Consider the following 14,697-nt stretch of genomic DNA (forward strand, 5'->3'; position numbering starts at 1 on the left):
CATCTATTTAGCGACAAGTCTATTAATTATCAATTATCCATTATCCATTATTCATTATTCCCTATGATTGAAATTGACGATCAAGCCTACGAATTTTTTGTAGAAGAAACTACAGAATTACTGCAAACTCTTGAGGAAGGATTAATTAATATTTCTCAAGAGCATGAACTTCAAACACTCCATAAATTAATGCGGGCAGCTCATTCGATTAAAGGTGGTGCTGCTTGTATTGGTTTAATGGGAATTAAAACAATTGCCCATGACTTAGAAAATGGCATTAGAGCTCTTTATCAAGAAAATACTGTTTTTGACCTGGATTTAGAGAATTTATTGCTGCAAGCTTTTGACTGTTTGCGATCGCCTACTACAGAACAAATTGAAACAGGTGACTACGATGAAAATACAGCTATTACTAAGGCAAAGCAAGTCTTTCAGCAGTTGGAAAATAAACTTGGGCATTCTCTAGAGGAAGCAGCAGAATTTCCAGAAGTACCAATGGAACAGGGAGATATGGCTAAGTTTCTGTTTACAGAAGAAATACCCTCTGGTTTGCAACGTTGGGAAAGTTTATTATCTGGAAAGAATATTTCCGATACTAGTCTCTCCCTTAAAGATGAGTTAAAGAGACAAGCGGAAGTATTTGGGACTTTGGGAACAATGCTTAATTTGCCTGGGTTTACTTCTATTGCGGAAACTACAATTAAGGCTTTGGAAGTAAATCCGAAATATACAGCAAAAATTGGTCAACTAGCTTTAGCAGATTTTTGGACAGGACAAAAAGCAGTATTAGAAGGCGATCGCGCTCAAGGTGGAAAACCTAATCCGACATTAGTCAAATTAACCAAACCATTAAAACCCAAAAAAGCTGTAGGAACTACTAAGCAGAAACAGGTTAATCAGTCTACTAAAAAATCTAATGTTGCCAATCAAAATAAAGGTCAAAAAGTAGAGACAACTAACAGAATAAAAACTAAAATATCTAAGACTGAAATACCATTAGTAAATATCTCTGAGCAAAAAGAATCTGCACCAAAAATCACGGATGATAAAACTTCAGAAAAAGTCAATCAACCTACCAAAGTTACCAATCAAACTAAAGGCAAAAAAACAGAGAATACTAATACAAATAAAACCCAAATATCTAATGCTACCCCAGCATCAGTCAATATTTCTAATCAACCTAACTCTGAACCAGAAGTTACTCAAAATCAAAAGCAAATCCAGCAAAAACAAACCACTTCTCAATCTACATCTAATTTAGGTATTAGGATAGATTTAAAACGTTTAGAAATGCTGAATAATTTAGTCGGAGAATTAGCAACTCAAGATAATAGTTTTATTCTCCAAAATCAACAATCTCAAGCTTCAATAGACACTTTAGATAAAGGGTGGCAGAGATTTCATCAATTAATGGGACAATTTCAAGATATTACTGCCTTTTCTGAGAAGCTCAAGAAATCCCAAAACTCTCAGAATAAAAAACTAGGATCTTTAATAGATATACTACCAAATCTCTTAGAAGAAATTGCTCAAATAGGAGAAGCAGTAGACGACATTAAACTATTACACCAGCAAGGTCAACAAATTGTCAAAAAAAGGCAACAAACCTTACAGCAAATACAAAGTCATCTTAACAAAACTCGAATGTTACCTGTGGAATCATTATTTAATAGATTCCCGAGAATGATTAGAGATTTATCAGTGCAAAAGCAAAAACAGGTAAAACTAGAATTAGTGGGGATGAATACTATGTTAGACAAAGTAGTTTTAGAGAAATTATATGACCCCATAGTTCATATACTAAGAAATGCTTTCGATCATGGTATTGAACCAGCAGAAATTAGAAAAGCAAATGGCAAATCAGAGACAGGAATAATTACGATTAAATCTTATTATCAAGGAAATTATACTTATATTGAAATTAAAGATGATGGTGGGGGTATAGATGTTGACAAAGTTCGGAAAAAAGCCATACTTAAGCAAATAGTCTCTGCTAGTGAAGCAGCAAAATTATCAACGAAACAGTTATACCAATTTTTATTTTACCCTGACTTTTCAACTAAAGAAGAAGTGAGTGATTTGTCAGGAAGAGGGGTAGGTTTAGATGCAGTTTTGCGTCAAATAGAAGCATTAAAAGGGAATATTACTATTCAATCAGAAATCGGTAAAGGTACAAGATTTCTTCTGAGATTACCTTGGACTTTAACAATTACCAAATTATTAGTTTTTCGTATGGAAAACAATTTGTTTGCTATTCCCTTAGATATTTTAGCAACGATTATCTATGCTGATCCAACCGAGATTACAGTTAATAAAAAAGGGGAAGAAACTTATACCTGGCGAGATAAAAAAGTATCAATAGCACCATCAATTGTATCGGATTATAATTATCCGATAGTATTAGAAAATATCCAGCACAAAGCAGTTGAATTTGGTAAAAATCCTTATGGTCAAAGATCTCAAGGAAAGGTAATGTTATTGTTGATTTCTGAAGATACAGATACAATTGCCATCAAAATTGACCAAATATTAATGGAACAAAATTTGACAATTAAACCTTTTACCAAAGTTTTAACATCGCCATCATATTTATATGGTTGTACTATCTTAGGAGATGGTAGTTTAGTACCAGTTATTGACGGAATTAAACTATTAGAAAAAACTTTAAATAAAACTACAGAAAATTCTCATAAATTACCCGGTCTTCAGAAGCAATTTAAGCAGTCTGCCTTGTCTAAATCGCCAACTATTTTAGTAATAGATGATTCTTTAACTACTCGCCAAACTGTTTCTAAAACTTTGCAGAAATCTGGATATAATATTCTGCAAGCTCAAGATGCTAAAGCAGGATTAAGACAGCTAGAACAAAATAGTTATATTCAGGCTATTGTTTGTGATGTAGAAATGCCAGAAATGAATGGTTTTGAGTTCCTGAGTCGTTGTCGTAAACAATATTCTCAAGAGGAAATGCCTGTATTAATGTTAACATCTCGTGCTAGTCAGCCTTATCGTCAGTTAGCTAAACAGTTGGGTGCAAATGACTATTTAACAAAACCTTATTTAGACCAAGATTTAATTAATAGTTTACAAAAATGTTTAATTAATTAATTAATTGGCATTACTGAAGGATTGTATGATCTTTAGTAGTTGTAAGCCTTACAAGGTAAATCTTTCATCGATATAGCTTTTTTAAGCAAATTAGCCGAGGAGCTAACCTTAAAAAAAATTGCCAGTATTCCGTAACCCTTGCTAGGTTGAAAATCCTGGTCTTTGAAAACTGTCCAAAGTATTATTTGATAAGGAATGGTTATTTCTCTTAACTCCAGTCCCTGGCCCTTGGGGAAAAAAAAGCAGGTGTATCTTATTGATCTAACTTTAGAAGAGATTAAAGTCGGTTAGGAGTTATCGATTCACTGGAATAAAGGAACTTGAGAATAAAGGAGGTATCAAGTGAGTAGATTGGAGCCTATTACTCACAATGAAGAACTGTTAAAAGAAATTTTTAAGTACAATCCGATTGTTGCGGCTCAAGCCAAAAACAATTACATTTTTGAGCCTGATTTCTGGACAGGACATACACTGATTGGGGATAACCCAAGAGAAGACGACTATGATATCAAAGGGGAATTCATTGGGGAAAAGGGGTATGTGAGTTTTGAAAAAGTTGCACAAGAAGCACAACACACTAAAGGTGTAATCATAAATTTTGGGGATTCTTCGACAAGCGGATGGGATTCAAACAGTGTCAACCATTCCAATCCTCTGTTTCAGTATCACACATATTCCGATGTGTTGCGAAATGTCCTCAAAGAGGATTTTACTATCATTAATGCAGGAATTCCAGGTCATTCTTCGCTTCAAGGGAGCAGAAGAATGGAAAAAATTCTTCAGCGGTTTGATGAGATGAACGTGAACGTCAAATACGCGACTATTTATTTTGGCAACAATGATTCTGTCTGCAACGGAAACATCCAGGAAAAATATGCTTTGCCTGACAAAAAGCATAGTACCTTAGAATCGATCTACAACGACTCGATTGAGGGGGCTGTCGATGTCGTCAAAAAACTCTATCGCGTTGCTGTGAGAAAAGATACCAGAACGCATATTGTGCCAAGAGTCTTTGTCGGTGATTACAAAAGGAACCTTAGAGGCATGATTCAGATGCTGAAAACGCGGAGAATCGTGCCACTGTTGATTGAGCCAGTCACACCTCTTTACTGGATGCCAGGCCGCCGAATCGCACGAGCGGAAGAGGAAATTGAAAATATGTATCTTTCAAGCGATTCGCTAGCCACAAAACATTTATGGTTCGCACGAGGCGTATACCAGACTTCCATTGAGTATATACAAGACAAAGAACTCCAACTCAAAGGACTCGAAACCGCCTTAGAAATGGACAGAGTGTGTCCTCGTATATCAAAAGCGTATCGGGAAGGGCTCCACAGCGTCTCACAAATAGAAGGGGTGTCTCTGATACACCTAAAGATAGAGCATTCACAGGGGTTTGATGAAGCGAATTTTGTAGATTACACCCACCCTAGAGGAGAACTCAATACCATAATCGCAAATCGTATTGCGGAGACTATTCATGTCTATGAACAGGACGAGAATCTGCGCGATAACGCATTACGCATTAGAGAATGTCTCTCAATACAAGATGTCGAGCCATCGCTTTATCAGCGCAGTCTGCTCAATAGAATTATGCACAATACGCAATTGCACGATCAACTAAACAACACGCAAAGGATGATGCCACACCTAGATACGCCACCGAATATGTATACAGTGAGAATGCCAGGAGGAGGAAACTTGTGATGAAGACACAAGAATCATATTGGAAAAACGTCAGAGAGCTTGATACTATTACCTGGCCTGAAAAACGGTCGCCGATAATACTTTCATTAAACGCATTTTATCATGATAGCAGCGCAGCCTTATTTAAAGATGGATATGTGATGGCTGCATCCCAGGAAGAACGATTTACACGCAAGAAACATGATAATGGGTTTCCGTTCAACGCCATAAACTATTGCCTGTCCATGTCAGGAACTAGCTATGATGATATTGATTTGGTTGTCTTGACTGAACAACCATTGTCACGATTGGAACGGGAAATCTCCTCGTTAGAAAAATTCGGGACACTCACAGACGAGTTAGTGACAACCACGATTAAAAACTGGAAAGGAAAGACACCTGAAGATATCGAGGATATTTTGCGAGAATGTGGTTATCCTGGTGAAATCGCCTACATTAACCATCATCTGTGCCATATTGCCAGTTCGTATTTTCCAAGCGGTTTTCAGGAATCTGCGTTAATAGCGATAGATGGAGTCGGAGAAGAACTCTCCACACTTATTGGGATTGGCACAGGTAATGAATTTGAGTTTGAAAGCTGTATATCCTTTCCACACTCTATCGGACTTTTGTATTCGACTATCACGGCGTTGTTGGGATTTAGAGCCAACAATGGAGAATATAAAGTTATGGGTTTAGCGCCTTGGAGTCTGACAACGAGAAAGACTAATCCCTATTATGAGAAAATGAAACAACTTGTGATCCAACAAGAAGACGGCAGCTATCAATTGAATATGAAATATTTTGCATATGAGTATGATGACAAGATGTTCAGTAAAGACTTAGAAGCACTGCTTGAGATTGCCCCCCGAAAACCAGACACTGAGATTGAAGAGAATCACAAACATATTGCAGGCGCTTTACAAATGCTGACGGAAGACTTGGTGTTACAGATATTAAATCATCTTTACACTGTCACGCACAGCAAGAATGTCTGCCTATCTGGAGGAGTCGGACTAAACTCTGTCTTAAATGGGAAAATACTCCAAAATACCCCTTTTGAAAGGATGTATATCCATCCGGCATCGGGCGATGACGGCACCGTTGTAGGAGGCGCGTTATATGCGGCGAATAAGTTAGATCCAGGATTTAACAGAGACAAACGGGTGAGAACGCATATTTATATGGGGCCGGAATTTTCAGATAATGAAGTCCACTCATACTTAACGGAACGCGGCATTACCTATAAGAAATTTAATGGGCAAAGGGAGCTGATAGAAAAAACCGCACAATTACTCTATGAGAATAAAGTTGTCGGATGGTTTCAGGGAAGAATGGAATGGGGGCCTCGTGCCCTGGGCGCGAGAAGTATACTTGCCAATCCATCCAATCCTGAGGCACAAGCACTGTTAAATCTTAAAGTCAAACATAGAGAAGAATTCAGACCATTTGCACCGGTGGTGTGCGACGATGATGCTTATGAATATTTTGACTGTGATAAGCCTATGCCAGCTACAACAGATTATATGTTAATGGTTTATCCAATCAAAAAGCAGTGGCATGAGAAAATTCCGGCGGTGACTCATGTGGATGGCAGCGGAAGACTTCAAACCATTAAAAAAAGTCATAATCCGCTGTATTACGAATTAATCAAAGAGTTTGGCCGATTGTCTTCCATACCAATATTAATCAATACATCATTCAATATACGGGGAGAGCCTATTGTGTGTACGCCACACGATGCGTATATGTGTATGATGGGAACAGAAATAGATTGTCTTGTTATGGAAGATTTTTTAATTTTTCGTCAAGAAAATCTGCAAGATATATGGGATGCAGAACAATTTTTCTCACCTTTGAAGGCAACCCCCGTTAAGGAATCTCCTCTGCTTCACGAGCTGACAAGCAGCTCAAAAATATTGTGAGATAAGAGTTTAAAGAATATTCATATCATGTCCGCTTGAATAATGATCGTATAATTTTTAGGAATCAGGAGTCAGGAGTTATAGTGGTTTAACTTAAAAATGAGAGGTTTTTTTCTGAAATTCCCTCATCACAAGAAAGCTTTGTCTCAATCTAAAGGTAAATACAGCAGATTTCCCAGAAGTGAGGTACAATATACAAGACTTAGGCAGAGGAATTATATATAGAGTTAAAAAAACTATAACGTTATAGTTTTAAACGCTATATATAAGGTCTTTGCCTAAGTCCTAAGATAGCGAAAGTTTTACATCAAATTCATACGTTGTCTACACCTATCAGTACCACAAAGACAATCACTAAATCCAACAATTTCAGACTCAATAGATTCATAGTCAAAGGTTATTTCCTCACCTTTACTAATATTCCGAATTGCTACAAAATCAAACGCACCAAGTTGATTAGGAATCAGCATACAATTGGGGTCGCAAGAATGATTCACTAATACACCAGGCTCATCAATAATGATATGATTCCCATTAAGTTGCAATGAATACTTATTCCTATAAGTTACAGTCTTAATCAACTGACTCTGAATTACAGTTTCACCTTTTTGAATGTTATGAGTTGAAAAAACTGCTTTCCCAACCTCCAATTTATTATTGATTGTTACTAATCTACTCATATTATTTTTTGACATTTTAGTTCACAAGCAAAATAAATTATACATCCTATTTACTCCCTGTTCCCTCCTTCAACTAGGAAATTTATAAAAGCACAATTACTTACTAAAGCCTTGAATTTTAGGTATCATTATTTAGTACAATGAAGCCAGCATTACTTCAGCAAAAATTTGATCGATCTGCTTCATACTATTCCCATCTTTAGTAACAGTTTGATTCAGCAATTTTTGGATTTCTTCATAACTATGTGGACGAATAGTATGGTTATCTTTAAATAAAGCTAAATAAGTTGGGTAAGCTGTATTTAAGACATGATATTGAAAAATATTTGGAAGAAATTGGATTGAGATAGGAGATTCTTCTGGAGGTCTAACTCCTGAACTATTTGTGACTCCATTATAACAATCTTTCATCCATGAAGTCTTTATAACTGTATCATCTATTATGTTTTCTTCAACTACTTGCCAATCATTTACCATATGTGAAGTATATTCTATTTTAAGAGCATAACTTACTTCACTACAGACTTTCTCAGGTGTACATCGTAGAATAGTTGAATCAATCACAAGGTAGTCTAAAGCTGTAGAAATATAGTGCTTATATATAACTGCCATATTGTACCATCCTGTCCAACTTAAGGCAAAAAAATTGTTTCGATTTCCATCACAATCGGAATCAAAATAATATTGATAATCATTAATCATATTCATCTCATATTGATTTAACTCAATAAAAGCTAAGGTTTCAATAAGCAAATCTGAAATCAATCGATAATTCTTTGTCTCTAATATAAAATTTCGTAAAACTTGCCAATGATTTCTATCTCCTGTATTATCCATAAAACCCTTTTGAAGAGCATAGAAATCTAAATTATTTTGACTTGCTTCAGGCATATCCTCAATTGACATTACTTGCATTTTTAATAAGGAGTCGATACTCAAGAAAGGATTGCGAATTAATAAAATAGGTTTGTCTATTAATTTAAGAAGTCGCACGATTTGTTGCCCAATAACTAGATTACGTGCCATACACTTGATTACAAGGGTAATCACTTTTTGAGAGTGTATTTTTCTCACTTCTAGGTATTTTTCCCATATCCGTTGATAAGCAATTTCTTCGCGATTATCGGGAGGTAAATATGGAAAAGAATAAGTTAAATGAAAAGGTTGATTAACAAAGCTATGCACTGAAGGAGATTGAGCCAAAACATTCATAAATAATGTTGAACCTACTCGAGCTGGAGAAATAATGCAAATGAGCTTTAAATCTCCATACCTTACTTTAGATTCGATCATTTGATAAAAATTAACAGTCATTCAGAAAAAATTTTATATAATTTTGTTTACACTATTCTATTAATAAATTAATTAATTCTTGTATCTCAAAATGTCACAACAGTTTTCTCAGCAACCTATACTTGAAATTACAGTCCAAGATCTAGCAAGTCGCTTAATAGATGGTATTCCTGAAAATTTACAATTAGTAGATGTTAGAGAGCCACAAGAAGTAGAAATAGCCTTTATCAAAGGTTTTAAAGTTTTACCCTTAAGTCAGTTTCCTGAATGGTCAGACCAAATTCATGTCCATTTAGATTCTAATCAAGAAACATTAGTCTTGTGTCACCATGGAATGCGTTCAGCTCAAATGTGCCAATGGTTAAAGAGCCAAGGTTTTACTAATGTGAAAAATATTATTGGTGGTATTGATGCTTACTCATTAATTATTGATAAAAGTATACCTCGCTATTAGACAGCAAAAACTTTATGATTATTAAGTAGAAAAGTTTTTTTGGCTACATATTTTTTAGCAGAATATGCTTATATCATAACGAAGCACCAAGTTATATTAAGAAAAATAACTTTAATGTTTTGATTAACTAAGATAATTATTTTCTGCTATTGTCTGATAACTTACCGATATACTCACCCTACATCTATGTCAGTGCAAGTTAAGCTTAATAATCGTCATCAACATATTCTTTGGGCAACAGTTCGCCACTATATTGCGACAGCAGAGCCAGTTGGCTCAAAGTCCCTTGTAGAAGTAGAAGAGTATAATCTCAGTGTTAGTCCAGCCACCATTCGTAATGGGATGAGCTTTTTAGAGAAAAGTGGACTTTTATATCAACCTCATACTTCAGCAGGAAGAGTTCCCTCGGACTCAGGCTACCGAATATATGTCGATCAATTAATGACACCTTCGGAAAATTTGTCTTTTGAAGTTGGAGAACTGTTACAAAAACAACTGAATTGGCCAGAAGGTCGCCTAGAAGCTGTACTTCAGGGAGCAGCTCAAATTTTAGCAACTCTCAGTGGTTATATTACTTTGGTGACGATGCCCCAGACTTCCACGGCCAAGTTACGACATCTACAACTGGTACAAGTGGAAGCAGAAAAAATTATGCTAATTGTGGTGACAAATACTTATGAAACTCAGTCACTGATGATGGACTTGGGGGCAATAAATCAGACAAATGCTCAAAACAACCCACAGGGTAATTCGGTACTATCCAACCCAGAAGATATTGATAGAGAGTTAAATATATTATCAAATTTTTTGAACAGCCAACTACGAGATCGGGCAATAGGAGAATTATCTTTATTGGACTGGAGTGAAATAGATCGGGAATTTGAGAAGTACACTGAATTGATCAAAAATCTGTTGGAAAATTTAACTCTCCGTTCTCAAACACCCGATTATACTAGAATTCTGATTAGTGGTATAGCAGAAGCATTGCGTTTACCAGAATTCTCACAACTTGAACAAGTCCAAACTATTATTCAACTACTTGAAGAAAAACAAGAGCAACTGTGGCCTTTAATCTTTGGAGCCACTGGGAAAAAAACAGATAAGCAGGTGACAGTTAGAATTGGCTCAGAAAATCCTTTGGAACCTATTCAAGGTTGTGCTTTAGTTTCTGCAACTTATGGAAATGGGACAATTCCTCTAGGAAGTGTGGGAGTTTTAGGGCCAACTCGAATGGTTTATGAGAATGCGATCGCTCTAGTTAAATCCACAGCCGATTTTCTATCGGAAACAATAGGAATTGATTAATGCTATAATTTATACTTTTTGTAGCTAGTTTTCATCTTATGATAAGGTTTTTCTAGGTAATGTTGCGCAAATATGTCGGCGATAACCAAAAACATTAACTATTGAATTTATTTTTTCAACTGGCGGCCACCCTCCCTTCCTATAGGTCGCTAGTCCGATGGAAACCTAGAGCTTTGATACTAAGTTTTGAAGTATGGAATGTAGGATTGAGAATCATTTCAGGTTCTTATTTCACGAGTGCAGCTTAGAAATTATTTGTGACATTATTTAACTGAGTTGGTACTAGAATAAAGATAGAGAGTTGAGTATGTAAATATGATAAAATTCAAAAATTTTGTATCAGCTTTCTTGGCAATACTACAACCTAAATCAGAAAAGCTAGAGGTTGAAACTTATGGTTTAACGGATAGTGAATTTTCTCTAGAAAAAACTGAGGAAATTGTAGGATGGTTAATAAAAGTATTGATAAAAACAGGATATATTGGTAAGTCTTATTTGGTTTTTGATCATGGCAATGAAGACTGGGAAGATTTAATTTTAACAGCAATCTTGAGAGAAGAACCAATGTTTTTGTATCGACTGAATCAAAGACCTTCACCTGCTAATATTGGCTGTCATTGGTATTTAACTGAACATCCGAGTTTGAGACTTTATCAGTTGCACTTTGAGGCTGATTAGATTATGTCAAAAAAATATGCTTACTCTATAGTTATTAATAGAGTAAGAACCTGATAAATTCAATTCCCAGCAAATAACCCAGAAGCATATATTAAAATATTCCCGACGGTGCTTGATTCTTCTAACACTCCGGGATTTTTCAACTTGATTATAATCTCTCCTCTGCATTTTATTATACCAAATTAATAAATGTTTGCTACAAATAATAGAGAGTCTAAATGATAGTTGCTGTGTTTTTTCAAACCTTATTTATCTATAGCAATATGAAAAGAAAAAAATCTATCCTGTTTTTTCTCAAGGAAATTTTCCTATTCTTGCTACTCCCCTGATATAGAATCCGGTTATATAGTATATGTTGATAATTCTATCTACACTTCAATCTCCCCATCTCCCCATCCCAACTATATAACAAGTATTCAACCGGATTTGATATGAGCCTTTACTATCTTACTTAAATAAGATATAGCAATGTGCTCTGGCATATTTACACATTATTTTTTGTACACCTTTTCGTTTACTGCACTTTGAGATGGAACTTGTAAATATCTGAGCGCTCTATTACTATAGCAGTCGCCATTACTATTAGGACATTATCAAACTCTCCAATTTAGTCACAGCAAGAATTTAACTTCTAATATCATGTTCGGATAATTAGTTATCATAAATCTTATTCATTCTAAATTTACTCTTTCCCTCCTGACTACTGACTCCTGACTCCTGACTCCTTCAATCATGATTTATAAGTATTCAACCGAACATGATATAACTTATATACGGGTGATTTGCAAATCACCCCTAGGACTTCTGACTTCTAACTTCAGCTATAACTGTAGGTTGTCATTGATTATTCGCAGCTCGCACTAGAATTACAGTACAATTGCAACCACGAGCGATCGCTTCGGGAATATTACCATTAATTGCTTGCCTCAAAAATCCCTCCTTACTAGCACCAATAACCACAACATCAGAGTGATGAGCATTAGCCAAATCAAGCACAGCATCTGAAACAGATTTAGAACAGACTGAAGTGGCTATCACCTCTGTATGCAAGCGTTGTTTCAGTATTCTAGCAGCTTGCTTCATTTCCTGAATATTCGGATTAATAACAGATTGAGTACAAACCTGACATAGGAGAATTTCTGGTTTCACACTCAAAGAAACTAAAGCAGGCAAAAGCTTAACTGCTGCTGCTTGAGTAGGAATATCTCTCAGAGGCACCAACCATTGTCGCCATCCTAAAAATGAGTACACATAATCAGAATAAGGGTTGAAATTTTCATTGGCAACGCCTGCAAACTTTTCTCTCTCTCTAAATTTCTCACCGCCCCATTTCACTACTACAACCTCACAAATAGCTTGTTGCATCAGGGTATCCACAATACTGCCAAAAATACGACCTGGTGCAATATCACCCTTCCAACCCATTAATATCAAAGAAATATGTCTCTCCTTAACAGTTTCCAAAATAGCATCCGCAATATCGTGACCAACCCGCACTTGAGTGTGGATGGGAATTTGCAAATCCGTAGCTATGCGTTCTGCCATTGCCAACAAACGACGACTCTCTGTTGTATCCACTACAGTCTCAGCAGGAGAATTTTTACGAGGCACAATTACGATTTGGAGGCATTCTAGTTCATAATTGCGTTGGCGAGCAATTACAGCAGCCAACCTTAATAATGCAGGGGCAGTACGAGGATTACTCAAAGGTACTAACAACCTACCATTACCAATTTGAGGCGCTCGTGTTTGATAAACTACATAAGATGGTTCTGGGGGGTTAGTTCTTAAGTTTGTCTTGCCTGTTAATTGCTCTGATTCTATTTTAATAATATCAGTATCAGTAATAATCCCCACCAAATGACGACCTTCCATCACAGGTAAACGACTAATTTTGTATCTATGTAAAAGATTTAAAACATCGCTCAGATTATCTGTAGTTTTAACTGTCATTGGATGGGTTGTCATAAAGTCTTTTAAAAGATGATTTCCCGGAAGGTAACGTTTCCGAGTGTAGGCTAAATCTGTCTGAGTAACGATACCCACCAAAAAACCTTGACTATCAACTACAGGAAAACCTCGATGGTGAGAACTGGAAAATTTCTGCTTAACTTCATCTAAAGTTAAATTAGAATCAAGGGTTTCCACAGGAGTGTGCATTACTTGATCGGCATGAATGTTACTCAAATAATCATTTGCTGACATTTCCTTGTTAGGTTGTAGACCTTTTGAATCTAAAACTAGGTCAGATAGAGATTTCTTATCTATCTTTTCTGCCACCAATAAAGCCACAATAGAAACAATCATCAGTGGTAACACCAAACGAAAGTCTTGTGTCTGTTCAAAAATAACTACTACTGCTGTGATCGGCGCTCTTGATACAGCACAAAAGAATCCACCCATTCCTGCTAGAGCAAAAATTGTTGGTTGTTCAATACCAACTAAATTACTTTGCAAAATCCCAACTATCTGACCTAAAGCAGAACCAATAATTAAAGATGGTGCAAATAATCCGCCAGGGGCACCGGAACCTGCAGCAAATATTGTTAAGATAAAGTGGGCGCTAAAAGCAATAAAACTAAGTTTTAAGTTAGCTTCATTACTTCCTAATATTTCTCTTAAACCTGTATAATTGTGAAATGACTCTGGTAAAGATGAAATTATTAAACCACTAATCAATCCGGTAATGGCTATTCGCCAAGGTAATTTTAATTTCAGTTTACGCTGATTAAATCTTGAAGTTTTAATAATTCCCCGACTAAATACTGCCCCCAGTAACCCTGCTAAAATTCCTAAAATTATGTAAAAAGGAATTTCTTTAGGATCTAAAAATCCTGTAATTGATCGATCTAGGTAATCACTGGTATTTTCTAAGTACAAACTTTTTCCACCTAGCATTTGGGAAGTAACTGCACCGACAAATGAAGCAATAATTGCTGGACCCAAGGTAATGCCAGAAACATCGTGCATCAGGTCTTCTACTACGAATAACACTCCGGCAATAGGAGCATTGAAGCCAGCAGCTAATCCAGCAGCAGCACCACAGGCAATTAACTGACGACGATAACTGGGAGAAGTGGGAAGCCAACGACCGATCCAAGCTGCCAAGGATGCACCTATTTGCACAGTTGGGCCTTGTCTTCCTAGTGTTAATCCAGAACCGACTGTCAGAATAGTAGTAAGCATTTTGACAATGGCGATCTGGAAGTTTAAGGGTACCCGCATACCTGCTATTGCTGCTTTTACTTGTGGTACTCCACTCCCTGCAGTTTCTGGAGCTAAACGTTCTACTAATACACCTGTGACAAATCCTCCAATTAAACCAAAAATAGGTAGTAACAACCAAGGGGGAAATTTTAGGGATGCTGCTATTCGCCAACTACCTAGCCATCCCACCCCTTCTTTGAGGGTAACGGCGGCTAATCCTGAAGTTATTCCGATTAAGCTGGCTTCAACAACTGCTATAAATTTGGGTCTAATTAGGGGTTTAGTTAAAAAGCCTGTGTATGGATAGACAAATGTCTTGAGATAGGTTTGTGTTTCTTCTCGGATGTGCTGATACCACATA

At 36.3% G+C, this 14,697-nt stretch carries 9 protein-coding genes; 6 read left to right on the forward strand and 3 right to left on the reverse strand.

What is annotated here, in order from left to right:
* The first annotated feature begins 63 nt into the window (after window positions 1-63).
* The 3 genes from ACP6PL_RS23835 to ACP6PL_RS23845 all read left to right on the forward strand — a co-directional run bounded on the left by ACP6PL_RS23835 (window position 64) and on the right by ACP6PL_RS23845 (window position 6,719).
* Window positions 64-3,108 (forward strand): hybrid sensor histidine kinase/response regulator, encoded by a 3,045-nt coding sequence (locus tag ACP6PL_RS23835; protein ID WP_426547779.1) that lies wholly within the window; start codon window positions 64-66, stop codon window positions 3,106-3,108.
* A gap of 351 nt (window positions 3,109-3,459) precedes the next feature.
* The gene (locus tag ACP6PL_RS23840; protein WP_426547780.1) at window positions 3,460-4,815 is read left to right on the forward strand and encodes a GDSL-type esterase/lipase family protein; all 1,356 of its coding nucleotides are present in this window, start codon (window positions 3,460-3,462) and stop codon (window positions 4,813-4,815) included.
* A complete protein-coding gene (locus ACP6PL_RS23845; protein ID WP_426547846.1) occupies window positions 4,815-6,719 on the forward strand; it encodes a carbamoyltransferase family protein in 1,905 nt (634 codons plus the stop codon). The genes ACP6PL_RS23840 and ACP6PL_RS23845 overlap by 1 nt, the downstream gene beginning before the upstream one ends.
* Window positions 6,720-7,021: 302 nt before the next feature.
* Here ACP6PL_RS23845 and ACP6PL_RS23850 read toward each other — a convergent pair whose 3' ends face one another.
* Complete coding sequence (locus ACP6PL_RS23850; protein WP_426547781.1) at window positions 7,022-7,414, reverse strand: SET domain-containing protein-lysine N-methyltransferase; 393 nt, start codon at window positions 7,412-7,414, stop codon at window positions 7,022-7,024.
* Between the two features lie 117 nt (window positions 7,415-7,531).
* Window positions 7,532-8,692 carry a hypothetical protein gene (locus tag ACP6PL_RS23855; RefSeq protein WP_426547782.1) on the reverse strand — a complete coding sequence of 387 codons (1,161 nt, stop codon included), beginning with the start codon at window positions 8,690-8,692 and terminating at the stop codon, window positions 7,532-7,534.
* Between the two features lie 91 nt (window positions 8,693-8,783).
* Here ACP6PL_RS23855 and ACP6PL_RS23860 point away from each other — a divergent pair, with 91 nt between their 5' ends.
* The 3 genes from ACP6PL_RS23860 to ACP6PL_RS23870 all read left to right on the forward strand — a co-directional run bounded on the left by ACP6PL_RS23860 (window position 8,784) and on the right by ACP6PL_RS23870 (window position 11,129).
* Complete coding sequence (locus ACP6PL_RS23860; RefSeq protein ID WP_426547783.1) at window positions 8,784-9,146, forward strand: rhodanese-like domain-containing protein; 363 nt, start codon at window positions 8,784-8,786, stop codon at window positions 9,144-9,146.
* 186 nt (window positions 9,147-9,332) lie between these two features.
* Window positions 9,333-10,451, forward strand: a complete 1,119-nt coding sequence (hrcA, locus tag ACP6PL_RS23865; protein WP_426547785.1) for a heat-inducible transcriptional repressor HrcA — start codon at window positions 9,333-9,335, stop codon at window positions 10,449-10,451.
* A gap of 315 nt (window positions 10,452-10,766) precedes the next feature.
* Complete coding sequence (locus tag ACP6PL_RS23870; RefSeq protein ID WP_426547786.1) at window positions 10,767-11,129, forward strand: hypothetical protein; 363 nt, start codon at window positions 10,767-10,769, stop codon at window positions 11,127-11,129.
* 837 nt (window positions 11,130-11,966) lie between these two features.
* On the opposite strand, the gene ACP6PL_RS23875 is transcribed toward ACP6PL_RS23870, so the two are convergent.
* Window positions 11,967-14,696 carry a chloride channel protein gene (locus tag ACP6PL_RS23875; RefSeq protein WP_426547787.1) on the reverse strand — a complete coding sequence of 910 codons (2,730 nt, stop codon included), beginning with the start codon at window positions 14,694-14,696 and terminating at the stop codon, window positions 11,967-11,969.
* Between the last annotated feature and the right edge of the window lies 1 nt (window position 14,697).

Source organism: Dapis purpurea BLCC-M126, from assembly GCF_050015975.1.
Lineage (GTDB): Bacteria > Cyanobacteriota > Cyanobacteriia > Cyanobacteriales > Microcoleaceae > Trichodesmium.